The sequence below is a fragment of the Crinalium epipsammum PCC 9333 genome, from assembly GCF_000317495.1.
Taxonomy (GTDB): Bacteria; Cyanobacteriota; Cyanobacteriia; order Cyanobacteriales; family PCC-9333; genus Crinalium; species Crinalium epipsammum.
The window spans coordinates 3,012,640-3,034,317 of sequence record NC_019753.1 but is presented as its reverse complement, the minus strand read 5'-3'; the positions used below and the strand labels follow the sequence as shown (position 1 = coordinate 3,034,317).

Genomic DNA, 21,678 nt, shown 5'->3' with positions numbered 1-21,678 from the left:
TTGATAATTGAAACAATGGCAGAACTACCTAAAACCCTAGAAGAAGCGATCGCACAAGCCCGCGAAGCTACCAAAACCGCGATCGCAGATGGTCACACCCGTCTGATGGTTGAATTGGTGTTCCCAGAACTCAAAACCATGCCTGTAGCATCGCAATTTATCCCAGAATTGGAAGAATACGGTTCACACCTGAAAGTATTCTTTACTGATGCTGGTGCGGCGGCGTTAGCGCGTCGTGACTGGGGAGAAGTACCTTTTAAAATATCCGACTTAGGCAGCAGCAGAAGTTCAGTACAGAATAAAATTGAGGAAGAAGATCAGATTTTCTTGTTGATTGAGCCTTCGGCAGTAGAAATTGCCCAAGTAGAACAATTATGTAATGCCGCAGGCGATCGCCCAGTAATTTTACTTGTTCCTCGCTTAGAAGATGCTGCCGTTGTTGGTATTGGTTACGCTGCACGTCAATTGCGCGATCGCTTCATCAAGACTCTTTACTCCAGTTATTACATCAGACCACTAGAAGGCGCAGCCTTATTTCGTTCTCATCCCTCCCCCTGGCAAGTTTGGCTTGAAACCAACGACGACTATAATTTGATAGCCGAAGAAACTCAAAAGCCTGTCGGAGAAACACTCGATCAAATTATTCTCAAAGCCACTACCCCAACTACTAGCAATAACCCAGAAACAGCAGAGCAATTAAAACCTAAAAAACCAGGAATATTTACCAATATGCAAAGATTTTTAAAAGCTTTGACTCGATAAATTTAGGCTATACCGTATTTGTGGCGATCAGATAAATCTGATTGTAGGGGCGGGTTGACCTAGATTTAAGTATCCAACAAAAATCTCAATTAAACCCGCCCTACACAATGTAATTCATCAATTATTTTTAGGTAGTATATGCGCTTTTCAATTCCTACTATCGCCTTATCTAGTTGTTTCATTATTTCTGCCGTGTTCGCACAAACTCAGCCACTAAAAACAACTGTTCCCACCTGCGCCCAAAACGGTAAAATTACTGGATCAGTGATTGAATTTGGTGCAGCCGACAGAACTATGTACACCTCAACAACAATTGATGCTACTGGGAAAATTACCATTAATCCTACCTTATGGAACCATAACAACCCTGGTTTCCAGCCAATAGTAGATAAAATCTCTCCCTCCACTGTGCAAGCTATCATCAAGTTAGCGAATAATGAAAGCTTTCGGACACTAAAAAGCGATCCCTATAAGTATGCGTTAGGGGAAGCTCGCCAAACTTCTAATTACTTTACTGCTAACCCAATCAAATTTATTCAAATTAATCAACCCTGTGCTAACCATACTGTTACGGTTAGCCTTGGTAAAGAAGGGGAGATGTTGCGTTTTGCTAGAAATTATAGCAGCGATCGCCGTCTGCGTGTCCTCAGTTTAAAACAACTTCCTAATAGTACTCAACTATCTTCCAAGGAAATTAATCAATTTGATGAAATATACGAACTACTAAAAGATTTAGAAGCTGGAGTAACACAAATATCCCTTGGGCAAGAATCAATTCCTCGTTGGGGTAAGAGAAATTTATTAGATATTGCGTTACAAGTAGCGAAAGAAAGTGACGATGCTCTTCCAGATTCAATTACATATATAGAGACAACTCGTCAAAAACTTGATGGGTTACCTAGCAATTTAAATAATCCGTCAACTAACAAAGTTTATTTAGTAATGATGAAAGGAAAGTTTACACTTAATCGCGTTCCCCTACCCGTGAGAGCTAAACTTCCATCAGGCAATAATTTAAACTTGACTGTTGATGGCAACACAGGTCAGGTAGTAAGTTTAGGAATAAATGATTTACCTGCCGACTTAAAGCAGTTAGGAGAAATCAAAAATCTGACACAGTTTACCAAATTTTAAATTTTTGCTCGTACAAACGTCAATGTTTATGAGGAAGTATCTAAAAACTTTATAATCCTAATATAGTTAAGGTTAAAAAGGGAGAAATCTATGAATAAACCAACAGCAGAAAGCATTAGACGCAGAGGGCGAGTATTTCCCGAAATTCAATGGACAGAAGAACAAAAAGCCCAACATAGAGCAAGACAACAAGCATTCTATGAACGTTGCTGGGCAATTTATGAGCAACTAAAACCTAAACTGCTTGATAAATATTATGGTTGGTACATTGCCATTGAGCCGGATAGTGGCGACTATTTTATCGATCCAGATCAAGAAGTAGCAAGTCGAAAAGCTCGTGAAAAGTATCCTAATGTCATTCATCATATTTTTGGAATTAATGAAACTGGCGTGAGTGGCAGAATATGATTCAAGGAAAATTTGGAGATAAAGCACAGGTATATTTTGACGTTGAGTTAATTGATCAAAATAACTTAAGCCTCTCTCTGCGATCGCATCCTCTAACTTCTGTAACAAAAATTTTCCTAATCCTTGCCTCCTCATACTTGACAAAAGATACATTTTGCGTATTTCTACTGCCTTGTTTCCACGCGACACAGGATAATAAGCACTTGTACCAACTATTTGTCCTTGTTGTTCAACTACCCAAAACTCTCCCCCTGTAGCTAAAAAACATTCTTCTACTTCCAATACATCACGATCTGCGCCTTCCGGTTCCCAGCCTAACTTGTATTGAGTTAAAACAGAATGAATAACTTCAGCAGCAGCAATGCGATCGCGCTGTTCCCAGTCACGAATTACAAAATCTCGGTAATTAACTTTCACTAGCTATGAATTCTCGGTTCAGGGTGAAGAGTTTCTAGCAACTTACTTTCTGAAACAGCTAATTCTTCCAGTCGTTGTACAACTACATCGCGCTCAAAGTAAGTATCAGCCAAAACCCAATAAATCCCAAAGTGACGCGCCTCAGATGCCATCAAACTACCATAAAATTGGGCTAACTCAGCATCAGGTAAATTAGTTGCTAACAATCCTAAACGCTCATGGCTACGAGCTTCAATTAACCCAGAAACTAATAAAGCATCTAAAAGTCGATTAGGTTCATCACGGCGAATTTGAGCATTTAAACCCCCACCATAAGGAGGTGCTGCAAGTGGAGCAAATGGAATACCTCGACGTTCTAACCAGTCGTTTACTTGATCAAAGTGTTCCAACTCTTCGCGGGCGATCGCAGTTAGCATCCGTACTAACTTAGTATTGGAGGGGTAACGAAACATCAAATTTATTGCCACCCCCGCAGCCTTGCGTTCACAGTGAGAATGGTCTAGTAGGATTGTATCTATATTATTAATCGCTTGCTCAACCCAAGCAGAACTGGTAGGTTCTTTAAGGGCATTAATTACTGGTGGTGTTAATAGCACAGGTGATGTGGAACTTAAATTAACCAAAATTTGACATTTAAAATATCTAGCCAGATTTAGTAGGTAATGTTATTTTACTTGCTCAGTCTAGCACCTGCCAAAGCAGTCTAAACCATAAAGGAGCAATTTTTAGCTAGGGATATATGATCAACGAATGTGTAAGCTATAATATCCAGAAGTCAGTTAGACAATCAAAGAAAATTCAACAGCTAACTGCTATAAATGCGTCTTACCTTAGTAAGTTCTACATAATACAAAGTATCTCCGCAATGAACCGCCTTTAGAACGATGAAAGATTAAGTATTAATCAGTAATAATTAATGCAGTATTCAAGTAAATCAATTCAGTCAATAAATAGGTAATCTATACTTATGACTGCGATCGCTTGAAACTGTACAAACCCTCTGTAGTTTCGTTGTAGACAGTATTGTGATCAATCGGATATTTAATAGAAGCAAAACTCCCCGTCGGATTGTGATCGGTGATGTGCATGGACACTACGATGGGTTGATGAAACTGTTGGAGGCGGTCGCGCCCAAGCCAGACGATCAAGTTTATTTTGTAGGCGATTTAATTGATCGCGGCCCTCACAGCGCTCAGGTGGTGGAATTTGTTAAAAAAAGCCCCTATCACTGTTTGCTAGGTAACCACGAGCAAATGTTACTAGCGGTTTTTGCAGATGGAGAAATAAATGAAACAGCCCTGCAAGGATGGCTCTATAGCGGCGGACAAGCAACTGTTAACAGTTATCCCAATGGTAACGTTGACCCAAAGCATATTGAATGGCTGCGTAGATTGCCTACATACCTAGATTTAGGTGACATTTGGTTAGTCCATGCAGGTGTCGATCCTAATCAACCAATTGAGAAACAAAGTTCGGAACAATTTTGTTGGATTCGTGAACAATTTCACAGTATACGTCAACCATACTTCCGAAATAAGCTGATCATCACAGGTCACACCATCACATTTACCTTGCCAGGAGTTGCCCCTGGTCAACTAGCGATGGGCAATGGTTGGTTAGATATTGACACTGGTGCTTATCATCAGAAAAGTGGTTGGCTAACTGCGTTAGATGTCACTAACGACATGGTTTATCAAGTCAATGTTTCCAAGCTGCGTGTGAGGAAGCGATCGCTCAAAGAATCAGTAACGCGAATCGATCCCTCTAAAGTAAGAGTAAGCAAGCGCCGCTAGTTACTGATAGCGTAGCAAAGCCTTAACTTGGGTGTTATAAGTAGTACTGTTTAAACCAGCACCAACATTAGCACGAGCAGGATTAATCAACTTTTTGAGATTATTAATGCGATCAGTTGTGGGTGGGTGAGTACTCAAGAAAGTAGGAACTCTACCTTGACTACCAGCTAGTAGCTTTTGCATAAAAGATACCATTGGCGACTCAGCATAGCCTGCACGTCTTAACATCTGTAACCCTTTTTGATCGGCATCATACTCATCACTGCGACTGCGAGGACGGCTGAGGGCTAGTTGTACACCAAGTTGAACTGCTTGGCTATTATTAACCCCGGCGGCTGTACTAATTCCTTGAGCGATCGCTGTTTGACGCATTTGCTTAACCGCATGACGACCAGAAATGTGAGCAATTTCGTGAGCAATTACACTAGCTAACTGAGCTTCATTATCTGCTGCTGCGATCGTCCCAGTATTGATATAAACAAAACCGCCCATTGTAGCAAAAGCATTAATCCCTGGGTCGTCCACAACCTGAAACGTATAAGGTATATCGGGGCGATCGCTATTTCTAGCTAGGCGTTGACCAATCTGATTAATATACTGATTTAGTTGCCGATTACCATAAAGCCTGACATCATTATTGACAATCTGCTGATTAATTTGTTGCCCAAGCTGAATTTCCTGGTTAGTAGACATATTAGACAACTGAACTACCCGCGCACCTTGAAGTAAAATATCAAACCAGCTAATTGCCTGACTAGCTTGGGGCGTACCTACAATCAGACTTGTCGCTACCGTCGCAGACAGCAATGGATAATACCAAGGACGATGGGAAGCACTTTTTAAACAGGACAAAGAGGTGAATTTCATAGCAACTCAGATGACTAATATGAAAGAAGTTTTAACTATAGCTGTGAATTACAGACGGAATTTCAGGTAATATGTTGCCATTTCAGCCTTATTTACGCCAAGTTTCTTCTATCTCTAGAGGAATATTTTTAACCTTAGCTCTAATAGCTGATCGCTGACGGCAGAATAGTTAAACTTAATTTTTGCAAATAAGCAATAGCATGGTAATTTAACAAATGGCTTTAATAACAAGCATTTTCTATCTAGTAAATTAATAGACTAGAAAGTGCTGATAAAAGCTGTTAGCGGTAGCTAGGACAACTTTTCATGGCAATTTTGGATTCTCAAGGACGGCTGTTTGGTAAGGTAAGCATTTTAGACTTTGCTGCTGCCTTAGTAATTTTATTAGTTGTGGTAGGGATTTTCTTTGTACCTGGAACTGGTGGTTCTGTGGCTCAAACTGGTACTACGAAACCTGTTGAAGTCGATGTACTGGTTAGGGGTCTAAGTGTACTAGATCCCAATAGTTTAATTGAGCAATTCAACAAGGAAAAGAAGACAAATCTGATCATCCGTAATCAACCTTATGGTGAGATTGATATTAAATCAGTGAAAACACTAGCCAGGACAGTGATTGTTCCACAACCAGATGGTTCTGCCAAAGCACTTCCCGATCCTCGACCAGATGCTTATAGTACTGATATGTTAATGGTACTAGCTGGTCAAGCACAAATAACTAAAACAGGGGCAGTATTAGGCAACAGTAAAATCAAAGTCGGTACGACCTTAGAATTAGAAGGCTTCAATTATGATTTCAATGCTAGTGTGATTCGTATTCGCATTAAATAATAAACTTGCTACTCACAAGTTTATTTGCATGATGATTTGAGATGTTTGTTCAAAGTTTACCATCGTATAGTATAGGGACGTACCAGAGTACGCCCCTACAATTCTAATAACTTCAAAAATCGCCTAATTAAACCAATAGTTACCCCTGGTAATTCTAATTGTGGGGTTAGTCCCACATCATCTAAAGATTGAAATATTTTAATTGCTTGGGTGTTAAGTGCAGCTAGTCGCTTACCAATTTCTGGGCTAGTAAATTGAGACTGTTGACCCCAAATAATCGCGGTGGGAGTATTTAACTGAGTAATATAAAGAGATAAATCAAAACATAAATCTCCCCGTACAAAAGCTAGCGCGGCATATTCAGCATTAGGTTGTTGGGCAGATTCCAAATAAGCCTCTACAATTTCTGGAAAAATACGACTAGGACGGGCAAATTGACGTTGTTCTAAAAAGCTGCGAATGCCAGCACTGTTAGCCACACCAGCATTGTAGAATATGCGGTCAAGAATGGGAGTGCTGATGATTTGGGCAAAGAAGCTACGGGTATAACTTTCCGCAAAGTCCGACAAACCTGTTGCTGTGGTTAAAATCAGAGATTTGAATAAATCAGGACGTGCGATCGCAGCCCGAATAGTAAAAGCTGCCGTTAGGGAAGAAGCAACTACTGATACCGGAACAGAGCAAGTTTGCTCAATAAACTCAATGATCGTAGTGATATAATCATCAATTTTATAATTACGAACAGGATGCTCGGAGCGTCCCCAACCAATTAAATCTGGTGCTAAAATTCGATATTCACTCGCAAAAGCTGGATAAACTTTCGACCATTCATAAGCCGAGGAACCACCACCAAAACCATGTAAAAAAACCAAATTAGGTAGGTCAGTGAAATTACTACCATCTACTACTTCCCAAGGGGTTGAGCCTTGTGTGTAGTAAACCATACGACCTAGTGAGGTAACTATAGACTGCTGTTCAAATCCAGGGGGCAGAATCATATATATAAGCTGTTGTGTTTCTAAATTTTATCTTTTAGAAAGAGAGGAGGGAGGAGAGAGGGTTATAGAATTTGATAATTTTTCTTCTTTATTAAAAATGTACAATCTAAATGCGCGTTAGCTTACCTATTTTGTAGTTATCATCTTGACTGATGGTGGTTACTCCAAACTTCTGACCAGAGGTTGATTCCCAAGTAAAGCCAGTATTCTATTACCATAGAAGCCTGCATAGTTATAATTTATCTCAATTAAGCAGGAAAGCAACGTGGCACAAGCGTCGTTTCCGTGGCAGCAACTCGTTAACCAGATGCAACGCTTATCGCTGTCACAAGTAAAACTAAAAACTCTCAAACAGTTTCAGCTACACCGTTTTAAAGGACCAGGTGGCTGGCTACTTGCCTTAACGCTCTTTGTAGCAATGCTGTTTTGGAACTGGAAACTCCTTCTAGCAACTAGCACAGGCGTTTTTATCATGTTGCTGGTTTATCTGATGCAGGAGTGGGACTGGCAAGTACGTTGGTCTGAACTGCGTCGGTTATTCGGTGGCTCAAATCGGCAATTAACTCTAGCTGTGGGTAGTGGGGGCATTGCCTCTCTCAGTACCTACATGGCTGTTTCTATATGGGTAGAATCAGATAGCCCCTGGATAGGCGCAGGTGCGATTATTCAAGGCTTAGGAACTTTAATTACGATCATTCTGCTGGTTTGGCAAATTATCAATCGTCAATTAAGGCAAGATGAAGCTAAACTCAACAATTTGTTGACAGATTTGACAGATAATGATCCATTAAAACGTCTGATTGCAGTTAGGCAACTTACGCAACAGATTAAAGACCATCAGTTAGAGCGAGATCAGCGCCGTCAGATTGCCGATTATTTCGGTTTAATGTTGAGTCGTGAGCAAGAATCTGTAGTTAGGAATGCGCTACTTGATGGCATTCAAGTTTTGGATAATACTCAGATTTCTGCTAAAGGCGCTAAACCTTTGCAGATGCCATTAACAATCAAGCGTTCTACAGAAAAAATTAGTCGCCAGTAGTCTGGCTTGCAGAAATAGATAACTATTTCCAGTGATGTCAAGAATAGACTTTAACAGGAGAAAAACCCGATGGTTGTAGAGAATAAATCTATCCTTACATTAGCCGTCGATATTGGCGGCAGTGGCATCAAAGTTATCGTGTTAGACGAAGCTGGCAAACCCCAAACTGAACGTAGCCGCGTGGAGACACCACAACCTCCTAAGCCAGATGTGGTAATTAATGCGATCGCTTCTTTAGCAGCCACACAAGGGGTATTTAACCGCGTATCTGTCGGCTTTCCTGGGGTCGTGCGTGGCGGTATTACTGAAACAGCAGCAAACTTAGATTCTGATTGGTTAGGGTTTGATTTAGGCGCAGCACTATCTGATCGTTTAGGTAAGCCTGTACGAGTAATCAATGATGCTGATATGCAGGGTTTTGGGGCGATTTCAGGTATTGGAGTTGAACTGGTAGTTACCTTGGGAACTGGTTTTGGTTCAGCACTATTTTTAAACGGCAAATTAATCCCAAATTTGGAAATAGGACACCACCCATTTCGCAAAAGTGAAACCTACGAAGAGCAACTAGGGCGAGAAGCTTTAGAAAAAGTTGGCGATAAAAAATGGAATAATCGCTTAGAAAAAGCGATCGCTTCCCTACAACGTATGCTTAACTACGATTACCTTTATATCGGTGGTGGTGAAGCCAAAAAAGTCAGCATCTACCTACCACCAAATGTCAAAATCATTCCCAATATTTCAGGTTTATTAGGTGGTATCGCCTTGTGGCGAGATTAGATTGAGCTACAGGCAATCAGCTATGCGTGCCAAAAGTACGCATATCATTAGCAATTTGCCTTGCTCCCTGATTAAGATCATTCATAGCAGCAACTACCTGTTGAATAGCGATCGCTTGCTGTTTAGCATTCAAAGAAATTTGTTGAGAATTTGTAGCAATATTATTAACAGCAGCTACAACACTTTCAACAATATTTTTGCCTTCTTCTGTCACCTTAACCGTAGAATTAGTAGCTTTTTGAATATCTTGAACTAAAGCATTAATTCGTTGTGCTGACTTCTTGCTTTGGTCAGCAAGTTTACGAATTTCTGATGCTACAACCCCAAACCCTTTACCATGTTCACCCGCCCTTACTGCTTCAACAGCAGCGTTGAGCGCCAACATATTAGTTTGATTAGCTAACTCACTAACCAGGGTAGATATCATCCCGATTTGTTGAGTCTGTTCACTTAAATGTTTAATTTCTTCACCTATCTGCCCAACTTTTTCCCTTAAACTAGAGTCTTGATATACTTGCGGGCTATCTATTTGTTGATTCCCATCTACCAAGCTTAAAACTTCTCTAGTTCCAGCAGCAGCAGCTTCAGATTGAGACGCTGAAGCTTGCGATGAAGCACTTAACTCATCCATAGTGCTAGTAGTTTGGTTAACAGAACTAGCTTGCTGCGCCAGTGCGTTTTCTAATTCATTCGTTCTCGCTTCTAGCTCTTTTGCCATCAAGTTTAAAGAACGAGCTAGACTGCCTAGTTCATCTTGCCGATGATCCTCAACAGAAATATTATAATCTCCCTGAGTAATCTTATTAGTTGCGTCCATAAGTTTTCCTAACGGATCGGCAATTTGTCGGCGTAAAACTAGAAAAACTATGGCAATTACAATTAAGAGAACAGCTAGACCACTAAATAAAGTAGAACGTGCTATTTCCAGAGCTTTTTTCGTTAAAATTGATTTAGGCAAAACTGTGACAAAATACCAATCAGGTCCTGTAAGCTTAGTAACAGCAAGATAGTCACTATTTTGCTTATTTTCAATAATTACTTGATTAGATGAGTTCTCATTAACTAATTTTAAAATATTTTTTAGGTGTGCATCTCCTGACTCAGAAATATTAAATACGCCTTCCTTTTTCTGAATCTCATTCATTAATTTGGGGTGAGCAATTAAGCGCCCATCTCCCCGAAATATAATGTTGTAACCGCCCTCTATATTTTGATTAACTGTTCTTTCCAGCACTTGATCCAATAAAACATCATGTCCGATAGTAGCAATATGTCTGCCATTTAAATCCACAGGTGTTTCACACGAAACCATCCAATCTTTGGCAACTTTGTCATAATAAACACCCGTCCAAACTGTTTTCCTTGCTGGATTCTGCTGCTGACTAGCTACCGATACATATTCTTCATTAGGCATATACAAATCAGCCGTCGCTTCCTGCGCCCAGGTAGGAAATTTCGGCCAATAAAGCACCATAATGTTTTCAGGGGTAGTAATATATGTGTTCTGAAAACGGTTTACCCAGGCAGAGCCGTAGGAATTTACTAAATTATAAAAAGTAAGTACACGACGACGAATATCTGCATTAATATTTACAGATTTGCCAATATAAACACCAGCCTGTTGTCTCCCATCAAATTTATCAGGGCGGTTACGAATTACTTGATCTTTAGACTTCACAAATAACTGCTCAAACTGCGGTTTTGGATCTTGATTTCTAGCAGATTGTAGCCGCGTTAATAATTGCTGTTTTAAAATGACATGATTATCTTGAGCAAGGAGGAATATAGCTTTTTCTCGTTCGCCTCGTTCTACGACATATTTTTCTAGTTGCCCTAGTGTCTGTAATTTAATACTATTGAAAACCTGAAAATAACTAAAAGCTGTAGAGGCAACAATTACACTAGCAACACCTACTGTAATCTGTATCAGTGTTTTACGAGTAATAGAGCCTGTTTTTGAAGGCGCTATGGATGAGTTGTTATTTTGAAGCTCACCATTAGTTTTTTTAGAGAACATTTAAATATTTATTGATAAATAAAGGATATAACAGTTATTTCAACTGTCAGGAAAATAGTCCGCACCCTGTAATTTTTAAAATCTTCTTTAAAAGTGTGTAATTACACTTTTATCTATGCCAAAATTCTTTCTATCATAGCATTTGCTTGTGAAGAGTAACCACCGCCAAACAGGTTAAAATGATTCAAAATATGATACAAATTGTAAAAAATTTTTCGTTGTTTATAACCTGGAGTTAGAGGAAAAACTTCGTTATAGCCACGATAAAAAGCGGGTGGAAATCCACCGAATAATTCAGTCATGGCAAGATCTACTTCGCGATCGCCCACATAAGCCGCAGGATCAAAAATTACAGGTTCTTCTGTAGCAGTAAAACCTGCATTTCCTCCCCACAAATCCCCGTGTACTAAAGATGGTTGCGGCTGATGTGCTAGTAGTTCTGGAATAGATTTAACTAAAGTATCTCCCTTGGGAAAATTTCCACCTTTGCGCCTAGCAAGTTTTAATTGATAACCAATGCGGTATTCTGCAAAAAACTCCGCCCAATTTTGTGTCCAAGTATTAATTTGTGGCGTAGAACCAATCGTATTATTTATTTCCCAACCAAAATTACCCAGAGCAAAACTTGGAAGTGTCCACTGGTGCATTGCTGCTAGTTTACGCCCCATTTCTTCCCAATTTTGATTGCCACTACCACGCCCTAAATCTAGCCACTCTAATACTATGTATGCGGAAGTAGATGCTGTCCCCCAACAAATAGGTTTAGGAACCCGAATAGTTTGGGTTTCCACCATTTGCTTTAGCCCCAGCGCCTCAGAGACAAACATATCAGCTAAAGACGCTTGATTTATTTTGACAAAATACGTGCGTTGACCATTACTAACAGCATAGCCTTGATTAATACAGCCCCCACTAACAGAGCGTTGGCTATTAATAAAAAAATTTTCTTTAGTTACCTCAGAAATATGATTGGCAATATCTGTCCACATTGTTAGGTTCTCAGTAGGTCAACGCCAGTTAAATATTACTCCCTTCCCACTAAAAAATTACCTAATCATATTCTTTTTCCTGGGCGTTCTAAAACGCTGGCGCGTTAGCTGCTTCGCAGCCGCTTCGCGAACGCTTCGCTAAGGCGTTTTGGCGGTTTTTCAAATAGGTATTCGCCATCGCGGGAAGGGAGTAAGATGTAATATTTAAACTCCCTCTGCTTCCACTGAACATAATACTAACTAGCAGAGGGTTTACTAACAACAACACCATAAGCATCTGGAGATAAATAGCGTTGCGCTGCTGTTTGCAGATCAACAGCATCAAGGGCTTGAATCCGAGCAGGATAATTTAAAGCAGGAGCCAAATCACCTAGCATTGATTGATAGTAACCGTACAAACCTGCACGTGCGCTCGGTGTTTCATTGCTAAAGATAAAGCGATTTGCTACTTGGGTTTGTAAACGCGCAATTTCTGCTTCAGTAATCAATTCTGTTTGGATGTTACGAATGTGTTGAGAGATCGCACTCTCAACCTCAACTAAATTCTCTGCTGGCAACTGCGCCCCAATATAAAATAAACCTTGATGCAGATGCGTAATATTACTAGCCCCTATCTGCGAAACCAAGCGCCGATCTTCCCGTAAATCTCTCACTAAACGAGACATCCGACCATGACTTAAAATTGCCGCCAAAACATCCAAACCGTAAGTCTGGGATAATTGATTAAAGCCTGGAACCCGCCAAACCATCACTAAACGAGCTTGCTGAAGACTATCATCAACATATTCTCGACGCACAATTTCGTTGAAAGGTTGTTCAGGTTCAGCAATCAACTTTTGAGCTTTATAAGCGGGTGTTTCTTCCCATCCTAACTGTTCAGTTAGCGGAGAATTTTTTAAATAATCATTCCTAACTTTTTTGGCATTAAAACTTTCTGTTACCGTCTCAATTAATTGCTCAACTGGTAAATTCCCCACAGCTACCGCAGTCATCGAACTTGGCTGATACCATTGGCAATGAAAATCCCGCATTTGTTGAGCAGTCAGCTTTTCAATTACTTCTGCAGGTCCTAATACTGGGCGACGATAGGGTAATTTTCCAAATGCTACATCAATCGACCTTTGGTAAATCCGACGGCTAGGATTATCTTCTGAGCGGCGAATTTCTTCTAAAACAACCAATCGTTCGCGTTCAAAAGCTTGATCGGGAATCGTGGGATTCATTACCACATCAAATTGCAAAGGCGCTAAATCAGCAAAATCTTTAGGTGCTGTTGTGATGTAGTAGTGGGTATAATCCTGGCTCGTAGCAGCATTAGTTACAGCCCCTCGCTCCTCAATTAAACGCTCAAACTCACCACTTGGCAGTTGGGGCGTACCCTTAAATACCATGTGTTCCAAAAAGTGAGCCATGCCGTTGATCTCTGCTGACTCCACAGCAGAACCAACACCTACCCAAATACTAAGATTAACAGCCTCCACTGGTAATTGCTCGGCTATAATGGTCAGCCCATTAGGTAGTTTGTGGAGTGTAGGCGCATTCAATATGGAAGGCTTAAGCAGGGTTGAGGTCATGAGTTTTTTGCCGATCAGCTTTTCTTTTTTTATCTTACCTGCCTTAATAGTTCATCCATCTTATAGGGTGAAACTGTCAATTGAGCAATAACTAACCTAGTATCTAATTTTCACCTCGCTGTTGGGAAGCCAAAAATTCACGTAGGCGCAGCAAGCTAAAGCTTTGACTTAAATTTAATGGCAATACAGATATCCCCTCTAGGCGAGACTGCACCCAACCTTCGCCCCAGTACCATTCGTGATAACCGTCAATTCCTTGGCTTAATAACAGGCGTAAACAGTTAAACTCTGCTACATCTACTTGATGCTGGATCACAACTAATCCAATTGAGCTATTAAATATTAAGCCTTGATGTAATTCTTCTGGTAGTCCAGATGCAAATTGCTGAGGTAAAAGCCATCGGCGCAGATGGCTAAGACGCACCAGACTATCGCGAATAACGCTTGCGGGTGCTTCCACTTCAATACGGATAGCGCTTTGTTGAAAGGTTCCTAGCATATTTCCAATTGCTACAAGAAAAGAAAAGTTTCTACCTGATCTCAGCTTAACCAGTAACAATGACAACAGCCCAGCCTTGATGTTCGTTAAGATCAAAGTAAATTTGTTAAAAAGCAAGATTTTTCATGGCTGATCAGTTAATTCGTGCCACTGCGGCTGATGGTGGCATTAGAGCCGTTGGTGTGATTACAACTCGCCTCACAGAGGAAGCTAGAAGGCGGCACAAGCTTTCTTATGTAGCTACGGCAGCGTTGGGACGCAGTATGTCATCTGGACTGTTGTTAGCTTCTAGCATGAAACCACAGCAGTCGAGAGTCAATATTCGGATTAAGGGTGATGGTCCGTTGGGTGGACTTTTGGTAGATGCTGGATTAGATGGAACGGTACGCGGTTATGTAGAAAATCCATCGGTTGAACTACCACCAAATGCCAAGGGCAAATTAGATGTTGGTGGAGCCGTTGGTGAGGGTTATCTTTATGTAGTGCGGGATGTTGGGTATGGCTACCCTTATTCCAGTACTGTTGAGCTAGTTTCTGGGGAAATCGGTGACGATATTGCCCACTACTTGCTAAATTCAGAACAAACTCCTTCGGCACTGGTTGTAGGTGTATTCGTTGACGCTGATGGTGTGCAGGCATCTGGTGGTATATTGCTCCAAGTCATGCCCAAAGCAGCAACAGACGAAGCTTTAGTAGAAACATTAGAATCACGAGTTGCTACGCTATCAGGCTTTACCCCATTGTTACAAGCAGGAAAAACTTTGCCAGAAATTTTTCAACAATTGTTGGGAGATATGAATCTGGTGATTTTCCCTGAAGTGCAAATGTTGCGTTTTCACTGTGGTTGCTCAAGGCAGCGAGTTATGGGCGCTTTGAAAATGCTCGGAGTTGCAGAACTAGAGGATATGATTGAGAAAGATAATGGGGCAGAAGCAACCTGTCACTTTTGTGGGGAAGTTTACCAAGCTAGCAGTGATGAATTAACTGAGCTAATTGTAGATTTGCGATCGCAACCTGTTTAGTTTTTTGTGGTTGTTAATTTGGGTGGTGTGAAGCGTAGGCAGTTAGCAATGTTAGAGCGGTTAGTTGCAACTAGATAAATTAGGCTGAAACTATCGCTTAATAGTGAGCAGGAATTGAGCTAATTGCTTTTATTTCAAGGATGTAGTTATTTCTTTCAAGGGGCAGTAGGATTGCAACTACTGCCTGTGTCATAAAAGAGTATATATAAGACAAACAGCGGGGTTGTATAACATGGCTAGAAATCCCGATATTCCAGACCGTTGGTCTGCTAATCAATCTTCAAATCGCGATCGGTTAGCACCCCCGCGCCGAGGAGAAAGGCGACTTGGGCATAGGGTTAGCCCAATGAGAGAAGAACTGGAAGATGATACACCGAATTTGGTGATTCGTTGGGCTAACCGTCTGCGTTTGCCTACCAGCTTAAAGTTTTGGGCAATAGTGACAGTGGTTGTGTCTGGGACATTTGGATTTACGGCGATGGCGTTGCTGTTTAAGCTACCCGCGCTACCAAATTGTCCAGCAATTTATTGGCCAATGGCTTCAGCTTCGTTACGAATGTATTGTGCTGATTTGGCAGCTAATAAGCAGACGGTGGATGACTTGGTAGAGGCGATCGCATTAGTTGATAGTTTACCCTCTAACCACGAGCTTAGACCTGTAATTAACAGCAAAATTGAAGAGTGGGCGCTGGATATTTTGAAACTGGCAGATCAATCTTTTCAAGATGGTAATTTAGAAGAAGCGATCGCAACTGCTAGAAAAATCCCCTCTAAAACCCCTGCATATAATTTGGTAGAGGCACGGATTGAACATTGGCAAACAGTTTGGTCACAAGCAGAAGGGATTTATCAAAAAGTAGAAGAATTTCTGCGTTTATCTAAGTGGCGTGAAGCTTTTCGAGAAGCTGTTAAACTAACTAACTTATCGAATAATTATTGGTCAACTACTAAATTTGATGAACTGGTTAATCTCATTCAGGTAGCTAAAGAAGACAGCAGTAAGTTGGATAAAGCTTATCAATTATCTAAAAAAGGAGGATTAGATAATCTCTTAGAAGCAGTTAATATAGCTGAAAAACTGGGTTCTCAAAGTTATGCTTATAAGGAAGCCCAAGATTTAATCGCCAAATGCGGTCAACAACTTTTAGAATTGGCGCAGGAATTACTAGACAAGGGAGATTGGCAAAACGTACAGAAAATTGCTAATAGCAAATCTAGCAGCTTGAAATTAGATGCAGAATTTCAAGATTTAGGTGACTTAGCTAATGCCTTATCTCGCGCCGAAGAAGGCACAATTCCAGACCTCGAACAAGCAATAACTCTTGCCCAAAAACTCACTAACGAGCGTCCTTTATACGACAAAGCACAACAATTAATTGGACGTTGGCAGCTAGAAATTCAAGATGTTGCACATTTAGATCGGGCACGTACTTTTGCGAGTTCTGGTCAAGTTAATGATTTAAGGACAGCAATTAACGAAGCGGGGTTAATTCCAGGGAGTAACCCTCGTGGTAGTGAAGCGAGAAATCAAGTTAATCGTTGGGTAGTTCAAGTAGAAACTATTGAAGACCAACCATTATTAGATCGTGCTGAACAGATGGCGAGTTTCGGTAATATTGATTCTCTCCAAAATGCGATCGCACAAGCAAATCAAATTCGCCGAGGTAGGGCGCTTTATCAACAAGCTCAAGGTAAGGTGCAAGATTGGGCTCAACAAGTTCAGCGTATGCAAGATCAACCTGTACTTGACCAAGCCGAAACTCAAGCAAGTTTAGGCAATTTGAGCAAAGCAATTTCTGTAGCTCAACAAATTAGACCAGGACGATTATTATACGGGGAAGCTAAGGATAAAGTTCGACGATGGCTTGATCAGCTTCAACGTTCACAAGACCAACCAGTGCTTGACCAAGCCCAATCTCAAGCAAACGCAGGTAATCTAAATGATGCGGTTGTGACAGCCCAACAAATTAAATCAGGAAGGGCGCTTTCTCGTGTCGCGACTACCAAAATTAGAAGTTGGCAAACACAACTACAAGCCGAACAAAATCTCAATTCAGCTTATCAGTTAGCCAATAACAGTACCCCAGAATCTTTAGCAGCAGCCATTCAAGCAGCTAGACAAGTACCTACTGCCTCTAAATTACGCGCAGAGGCTAACGACGCAGCTAATCGTTGGAGTAATCAACTGTTAGCAATGGCGCAAGAAATGGCACTTAGAGATGTACAAGGCGCGATCGCGATCGCTAAAAATATCCCCCCTAGAACCGATGCTTACGATAGCGCTCAACAGCAAATTCAAGCATGGCAAGGGTCTATTCAACCGCTTTCATCCCCATAAATAAAAAATGCAGATTTATTAGTAGAAAATTAGCTTGCCTCAATTTGTCTAACAACGGTTAGTGCTGAATAGCTAACTCCTGCTGTCCCTTCCCCAGGGTGAGTAGAATCTCCGACTAACCATAAACGTTTAATTGGTGTACGGTTAGCAAAACCAAAGGGACCAAAAGTAGAGACTCGTTGACCAATACCGCCAACAATACCTTGATCGCGAGCAGTGAAGCGGGCAAAGCTGCGGGGAGTTGCCGCTTCTTTATATATTATTGTTTCTGGTGTCAAATGGAAGAATTGAGAAAGCCGAGCGATCGCTTCTTCGGTATACTGCTGTTTTAGTTCCTCATAATTCTCACACTGCCACCAAATTCCTGTATTTGTAAACGAAGAAGCAATAATTGTCGCTTTCCCTGCTGGTGCGCGACCATCCCCAAGTTTACTTACCGATACAAACAAAGAATTATTTTCTCCAATTACACCATCGTAGTCATAAAGAAACTGCAAATGAGGTGGACAATTAGAGGGAATCGCACTTTGATCGACACCTAAATACACTACAAAAGCACCCGATGCAGGTGGTAATTTATCCACGCGCTGTTGATAACCTGCTGGTACTTGTTCCAACAACTGCACCAAATTTTGGGCAGTAACATTAGCAACTATTTGATCTGCTGGTTCAGTCCAAACTTCTCCCGTCTTCTGATTACGAATAACAACACTTGTAGCGCCTGAATTTTCAAGATTTATACCCTCAACCGTATGACGCATTAATAGCTTACCGCCGTATTTTCGTAGGGCTTCAACTAGGCGATCGCTTAATACCTGCATACTACCTTGAAGATGATACAATCCTTGAGGTGCTTGAGATACACCCAAAGCTGTAGCCGCGTATAACAACGCTGTTTCTTCCGCACTTACCTGAGAATAAAGCTTTAATTGTAAATCCAAAAACGTTCTCAATCGCCGATCATTACCTAGTCCATATAACCTGAGCGCATCGCCTACAGTTAATAAAGTAAATGGCAGGGTAATCATCGTATTGGGACGAACCGCCGACACAAGTTGCCACAAATCCCATAAATTACGTGGTGGCAAAACAGGATCACGGGATTGAAATTCAAAGCTTACTTCAAATAACTTAGCCAATAACTTCCAAAAAGGTTCGCTACCTGGAAATTGACGTTGCCTTTCTATCTGCCACTTTTGCGGGTCACGCCAAACATTAATCGGTGTTACTTCACCAGGTAAGTAAACACCACAACCTGGATCACAGTAAGTTGCTGCTGGAATTTCAACCTCTAATTCCTGAAAAATCCGGTAATGAATACCACCAGGTTCCAGTCCCGCTACCTGAGTTGCCCCAACATCAAAAGTAAACCCTTGACGTTTGAAGGTTGAAGCACATCCGCCTGGTACTAAAGCTTGGTCTAAAATTAACACTTGATAGCCACGACGAGCTAACAGCGCACCTGTGGTTAAACCACCAATCCCAGCCCCAATTACCACCACACGGGAATTATTATTATTCATAGAACTGCTGGGCATGACTTATAATCAGTCACTAAGCTAACAGTACGTGCGGAATTATTGTACCGATGTTTACTTGAAGAACATTTATTTCCTCCCCTGCCCCTCTGCCCCTCTGCATTTGAGAAACGCGGTAAAAACGGAAGAACATAAGTGTGCTATTGCGGTTTTACTACTAACACCGAACAAGGTGCATCAGCAACTACTTGACTACTAACTGAGCCTTGTAAAATGCGCTTCATTCCTGTAAGTCCGCGACTACCAATTACTATCAACTCAGCCTTATAAATATATGCCAGACGGATAATTTCCTCTGCTGGCTCACCCGTGACAATTTCTAGTTGACTCTCACAGGGAAGTTGAGCTTGGTAGGATTCTAACTGCTTTTCAATTTGTCGATAAGGTAACTCCTCAGATTGAGTGTGAGGTCGGTCTGCTGCCACATCTACCTCATATCTATCAGAGGGCATAACATGAGACAGAATAACCTTAGCTGTTGGCTGTAGTTGCAGTTGCCCCAATTGTTTAATTACGCGCTCTGATAGTTCTGATTCGTCGAGAGCCACCAAGATAGTTTTTAGCACCACTTTTCTCCTTTCAGCGATCAGCAACACGATTAGCTTTGAGGATTGTCGCGCTAAAGTCAAGGTTTTGGCTACCAAAGCGCAAAAAATTAGTTAGGAGTTAAAAGTGGCTGTGAATTCAAGCAGGTTAAGGTTCGCTCTTACCCTGCGATCGCAGTCTTACTGAATCAGCATGGGATGGTAAACCTTCAGCTTCAGCTAAAACCTGTATAGCATTAGCCACTTTTTGTAGTGCTTTAGGAGAGTATTGAATTAAACTTGAGTGTTTCATAAACGTTTCTACTCCCAAAGCAGAAGCATAACGAGCCGCACCCGAAGTCGGTAGAGTGTGATTTGGTCCAGCTAAATAGTCTCCCACCGCTTCTGGGGTAGAATTACCCAAAAAGATCGCCCCAGCATGACGAATTTGGTTAAGTAACTCCCAAGGTTCTGCGATTTCTAGTTCCAAGTGTTCTGGGGCAAAATGATTAGAAAGTTCTGCTGCTTCTTCTAGGGAATCAACGACAACAATCAAACCATAATGAGCGATCGCTTTTTCTGTAAGTAGTCGTCGCTGGTGATTTCTCAACTGCTGGTCAACTTCGTTCTGTACTTTCTTTGCCAGCACCGAGTCAGTTGTCACCAAAATTGCCGCCGCCATCGGATCGTGTTCCGCCTGCGCCAACATATCAGCCGCTATATATGTAGGATTAGCAGTTTGATCTGCAATAATTAACACTTCCGATGGGCCAGCTAGAGAATCAATCCCCACTGTGCCGTACACCAGTTTTTTCGCCAAAGTAACATAAATATTACCTGGGCCAGTAATTACATCTACCTTGGGGATGGTGTCTGTACCATAAGCCAAAGCGGCGATCGCTTGCGCTCCCCCTACTCGATAAATCTCCTCGATCCCCGCTTCTTGGGCAGCCACCAATACGGCGGCGTTCACCGTTTTATTTGGACCTGGAGGTGTCACCATCACAATTTTAGGAACACCCGCCACTTTTGCTGGAACAGCGTTCATCATTACAGTACTGGGATAAGACGCGCGACCTCCTGGGACATATAGCCCAGCCCGATCTACAGGCGTATACCGCTTACCCAAAACTACATCATCCTCACCAAATTGCACCCAAGATTTAGGCACACGCTGGCGATGAAACGCTTCAATATTTTTGCAAGCTAACTGAATCGCATTTAGTAACTCTTTGGATACCTGTTGATATGCAGCATCCATTTCTGAGCCACTAACCCGCAGATCTTCAATATTTAAATTTTGTCCATCAAATTCCGCAGTATAGTGCAAGAGGGCTTTATCCCCTTGGCGCTTAACCGCTTGTAAAACTTCCCGAACTGTGGCTTCTTTATTAAAAATCTGGTCGTCGTGGGTGCGATCGCAGATCCGCCGCAGTTCAGTTAGTGCCTCAGTCTGCTCAGTAATAATTCGCAGCATGGAGTCGCATTGCCCATCTTAGGTATTATTTATAAGAGTTGAGAATTTAACCAATAGCCGTCAGTCCTTAGCATTTTGCCAAATAACTAAATTACTTCTGACCATTGACTAATTCTTACTCACTCTGTATGGCTTGATTTTAACCTGCTACATAGGCTTGCGTGTAGATCTAATCCTTGTTCATTGATCTGATTTGAAGTGCGTGAACTGATTATTGACTAAATCGACTATAATTTTTAAACGTTATTGATGATATACTGGTCTATCTAGTATTTTTTTGTTCAATCTATCAAATTTTCTGAGACTTAACTGTGGCTAACATCAAGTCTGCTATCAAGCGTGTCGAAGTAGCTGAACGTAATCGGCTGCGAAATAAATCATATAAGTCAGCCGTCAAGACGCTGATGAAAAATTTTTTTACAGCAGTCGATAATTACGCAAGCAACCCCAATCCCGAAGCAATGCAGGAAGTGCAAAGCAGGATCAATGCTGCATACAGCAAGATTGATAAAGCAGTGAAACGCGGAGTACTACACCGCAACAACGGTGCTAATAAAAAATCCCGTTTAGTTAGCTACCTCAAACGGCATCAGACACCAGCAGCTTCATAGGCAGATTCCTAAAACACACGGCATAAGCAATGATCGCATTACTGCCAAGTTTCTTGAATCTGCTCG

20 protein-coding genes and 1 pseudogene are annotated in these 21,678 nt (G+C 41.3%); 10 read left to right on the top strand and 11 right to left on the bottom strand.

Annotation, left to right across the window (positions count from 1 at the left end; all coding sequences use genetic code 11):
- Window positions 1-15: 15 nt before the first annotated feature.
- The 3 genes from CRI9333_RS13235 to CRI9333_RS26760 all read left to right on the top strand — a co-directional run bounded on the left by CRI9333_RS13235 (window position 16) and on the right by CRI9333_RS26760 (window position 2,304).
- The gene (locus tag CRI9333_RS13235) at window positions 16-762 is read left to right on the top strand and encodes a DUF1995 family protein (RefSeq protein ID WP_015203674.1); all 747 of its coding nucleotides are present in this window, start codon (window positions 16-18) and stop codon (window positions 760-762) included.
- A gap of 138 nt (window positions 763-900) precedes the next feature.
- On the top strand, window positions 901-1,896 hold the full coding sequence (locus CRI9333_RS13230; RefSeq protein ID WP_015203673.1) for a hypothetical protein: 996 nt from the start codon (window positions 901-903) through the stop codon (window positions 1,894-1,896).
- Window positions 1,897-1,986: 90 nt separating this feature from the next.
- Entirely contained in the window at window positions 1,987-2,304 is a 318-nt protein-coding gene (locus tag CRI9333_RS26760) for a hypothetical protein (RefSeq protein WP_015203672.1), read from the top strand.
- A gap of 69 nt (window positions 2,305-2,373) precedes the next feature.
- Here the strand turns inward: CRI9333_RS26760 and CRI9333_RS26210 are convergent.
- Both CRI9333_RS26210 and miaE read right to left on the bottom strand, forming a co-directional pair.
- Window positions 2,374-2,721, bottom strand: a pseudogene (locus tag CRI9333_RS26210) (GNAT family N-acetyltransferase); the annotation flags it as partial.
- Window positions 2,721-3,317, bottom strand: a complete 597-nt coding sequence (gene miaE, locus CRI9333_RS13220) for a tRNA-(ms[2]io[6]A)-hydroxylase (RefSeq protein WP_015203671.1) — start codon at window positions 3,315-3,317, stop codon at window positions 2,721-2,723. The gene miaE and the pseudogene CRI9333_RS26210, both read right to left, overlap by 1 nt.
- A 429-nt stretch (window positions 3,318-3,746) precedes the next feature.
- Between miaE and CRI9333_RS13215 the strand changes: the two genes are divergently transcribed.
- On the top strand, window positions 3,747-4,514 hold the full coding sequence (locus CRI9333_RS13215) for a metallophosphoesterase family protein (RefSeq protein ID WP_015203670.1): 768 nt from the start codon (window positions 3,747-3,749) through the stop codon (window positions 4,512-4,514).
- Here the strand turns inward: CRI9333_RS13215 and CRI9333_RS13210 are convergent, their stop codons facing one another.
- Window positions 4,515-5,381 carry a M48 family metallopeptidase gene (locus tag CRI9333_RS13210; protein ID WP_015203669.1) on the bottom strand — a complete coding sequence of 289 codons (867 nt, stop codon included), beginning with the start codon at window positions 5,379-5,381 and terminating at the stop codon, window positions 4,515-4,517.
- Window positions 5,382-5,687: 306 nt separating this feature from the next.
- Here CRI9333_RS13210 and CRI9333_RS13205 point away from each other — a divergent pair, with 306 nt between their 5' ends.
- The gene (locus CRI9333_RS13205; RefSeq protein ID WP_015203668.1) at window positions 5,688-6,209 is read left to right on the top strand and encodes a DUF4330 domain-containing protein; all 522 of its coding nucleotides are present in this window, start codon (window positions 5,688-5,690) and stop codon (window positions 6,207-6,209) included.
- 95 nt (window positions 6,210-6,304) lie between these two features.
- Here CRI9333_RS13205 and CRI9333_RS13200 read toward each other — a convergent pair whose 3' ends face one another.
- Window positions 6,305-7,207 carry an alpha/beta fold hydrolase gene (locus CRI9333_RS13200; RefSeq protein WP_015203667.1) on the bottom strand — a complete coding sequence of 301 codons (903 nt, stop codon included), beginning with the start codon at window positions 7,205-7,207 and terminating at the stop codon, window positions 6,305-6,307.
- Window positions 7,208-7,472: 265 nt separating this feature from the next.
- On the opposite strand from CRI9333_RS13200, the gene CRI9333_RS13195 reads away from it, so the two are divergent.
- Window positions 7,473-8,246, top strand: a complete 774-nt coding sequence (locus tag CRI9333_RS13195) for a hypothetical protein (RefSeq protein WP_015203666.1) — start codon at window positions 7,473-7,475, stop codon at window positions 8,244-8,246.
- Window positions 8,247-8,315: 69 nt separating this feature from the next.
- Entirely contained in the window at window positions 8,316-9,023 is a 708-nt protein-coding gene (locus CRI9333_RS13190; protein WP_015203665.1) for an ROK family protein, read from the top strand.
- A gap of 16 nt (window positions 9,024-9,039) precedes the next feature.
- On the opposite strand, the gene CRI9333_RS28350 is transcribed toward CRI9333_RS13190, so the two are convergent.
- From CRI9333_RS28350 to CRI9333_RS13170, 4 genes are all read right to left on the bottom strand, one after another.
- A complete protein-coding gene (locus CRI9333_RS28350; RefSeq protein ID WP_015203664.1) occupies window positions 9,040-11,040 on the bottom strand; it encodes a methyl-accepting chemotaxis protein in 2,001 nt (666 codons plus the stop codon).
- A 113-nt stretch (window positions 11,041-11,153) separates the two neighbouring features.
- Window positions 11,154-12,029, bottom strand: a complete 876-nt coding sequence (locus CRI9333_RS13180; protein WP_015203663.1) for a fructosamine kinase family protein — start codon at window positions 12,027-12,029, stop codon at window positions 11,154-11,156.
- Between the two features lie 236 nt (window positions 12,030-12,265).
- A complete protein-coding gene (locus tag CRI9333_RS13175) occupies window positions 12,266-13,603 on the bottom strand; it encodes a M16 family metallopeptidase (protein ID WP_015203662.1) in 1,338 nt (445 codons plus the stop codon).
- 103 nt (window positions 13,604-13,706) lie between these two features.
- Window positions 13,707-14,102 (bottom strand): hypothetical protein, encoded by a 396-nt coding sequence (locus CRI9333_RS13170; RefSeq protein ID WP_015203661.1) that lies wholly within the window; start codon window positions 14,100-14,102, stop codon window positions 13,707-13,709.
- Window positions 14,103-14,227: 125 nt separating this feature from the next.
- On the opposite strand from CRI9333_RS13170, the gene hslO reads away from it, so the two are divergent.
- Window positions 14,228-15,124 carry an Hsp33 family molecular chaperone HslO gene (gene hslO / locus CRI9333_RS13165; RefSeq protein WP_015203660.1) on the top strand — a complete coding sequence of 299 codons (897 nt, stop codon included), beginning with the start codon at window positions 14,228-14,230 and terminating at the stop codon, window positions 15,122-15,124.
- Between the two features lie 232 nt (window positions 15,125-15,356).
- Complete coding sequence (locus CRI9333_RS13160) at window positions 15,357-17,462, top strand: hypothetical protein (protein WP_015203659.1); 2,106 nt, start codon at window positions 15,357-15,359, stop codon at window positions 17,460-17,462.
- A 29-nt stretch (window positions 17,463-17,491) separates the two neighbouring features.
- Here CRI9333_RS13160 and crtD read toward each other — a convergent pair whose 3' ends face one another.
- The 3 genes from crtD to hisD all read right to left on the bottom strand — a co-directional run bounded on the left by crtD (window position 17,492) and on the right by hisD (window position 21,001).
- Complete coding sequence (gene crtD, locus CRI9333_RS13155; RefSeq protein ID WP_015203658.1) at window positions 17,492-18,985, bottom strand: C-3',4' desaturase CrtD; 1,494 nt, start codon at window positions 18,983-18,985, stop codon at window positions 17,492-17,494.
- A gap of 155 nt (window positions 18,986-19,140) precedes the next feature.
- On the bottom strand, window positions 19,141-19,566 hold the full coding sequence (locus CRI9333_RS13150) for a universal stress protein (protein WP_015203657.1): 426 nt from the start codon (window positions 19,564-19,566) through the stop codon (window positions 19,141-19,143).
- Between the two features lie 127 nt (window positions 19,567-19,693).
- Window positions 19,694-21,001 carry a histidinol dehydrogenase gene (gene hisD / locus CRI9333_RS13145; RefSeq protein WP_015203656.1) on the bottom strand — a complete coding sequence of 436 codons (1,308 nt, stop codon included), beginning with the start codon at window positions 20,999-21,001 and terminating at the stop codon, window positions 19,694-19,696.
- A gap of 311 nt (window positions 21,002-21,312) precedes the next feature.
- Between hisD and rpsT the strand changes: the two genes are divergently transcribed.
- On the top strand, window positions 21,313-21,612 hold the full coding sequence (gene rpsT, locus CRI9333_RS13140; RefSeq protein ID WP_015203655.1) for a 30S ribosomal protein S20: 300 nt from the start codon (window positions 21,313-21,315) through the stop codon (window positions 21,610-21,612).
- Window positions 21,613-21,678 lie beyond the last annotated feature (66 nt).

Bases quoted from the DNA above. Each gene is read 5' to 3' on its own strand.
- CRI9333_RS13200 (WP_015203667.1), bottom strand. From the start codon at position 7,207: ATGATTCTGCCCCCTGGATTTGAACAGCAGTCTATAGTTACCTCACTA.
- CRI9333_RS13160 (WP_015203659.1), top strand. From the start codon at position 15,357: ATGGCTAGAAATCCCGATATTCCAGACCGTTGGTCTGCTAATCAATCT.
- hslO (WP_015203660.1), top strand. From the start codon at position 14,228: ATGGCTGATCAGTTAATTCGTGCCACTGCGGCTGATGGTGGCATTAGA.
- crtD (WP_015203658.1), bottom strand. From the start codon at position 18,985: ATGAATAATAATAATTCCCGTGTGGTGGTAATTGGGGCTGGGATTGGT.
- CRI9333_RS26760 (WP_015203672.1), top strand. From the start codon at position 1,987: ATGAATAAACCAACAGCAGAAAGCATTAGACGCAGAGGGCGAGTATTT.
- CRI9333_RS28350 (WP_015203664.1), bottom strand. From the start codon at position 11,040: ATGTTCTCTAAAAAAACTAATGGTGAGCTTCAAAATAACAACTCATCC.
- CRI9333_RS13190 (WP_015203665.1), top strand. From the start codon at position 8,316: ATGGTTGTAGAGAATAAATCTATCCTTACATTAGCCGTCGATATTGGC.
- CRI9333_RS13180 (WP_015203663.1), bottom strand. From the start codon at position 12,029: ATGTGGACAGATATTGCCAATCATATTTCTGAGGTAACTAAAGAAAAT.
- CRI9333_RS13210 (WP_015203669.1), bottom strand. From the start codon at position 5,381: ATGAAATTCACCTCTTTGTCCTGTTTAAAAAGTGCTTCCCATCGTCCT.
- CRI9333_RS13175 (WP_015203662.1), bottom strand. From the start codon at position 13,603: ATGACCTCAACCCTGCTTAAGCCTTCCATATTGAATGCGCCTACACTC.
- CRI9333_RS13230 (WP_015203673.1), top strand. From the start codon at position 901: ATGCGCTTTTCAATTCCTACTATCGCCTTATCTAGTTGTTTCATTATT.
- CRI9333_RS13235 (WP_015203674.1), top strand. From the start codon at position 16: ATGGCAGAACTACCTAAAACCCTAGAAGAAGCGATCGCACAAGCCCGC.
- CRI9333_RS13170 (WP_015203661.1), bottom strand. From the start codon at position 14,102: ATGCTAGGAACCTTTCAACAAAGCGCTATCCGTATTGAAGTGGAAGCA.
- CRI9333_RS13205 (WP_015203668.1), top strand. From the start codon at position 5,688: ATGGCAATTTTGGATTCTCAAGGACGGCTGTTTGGTAAGGTAAGCATT.
- hisD (WP_015203656.1), bottom strand. From the start codon at position 21,001: ATGCTGCGAATTATTACTGAGCAGACTGAGGCACTAACTGAACTGCGG.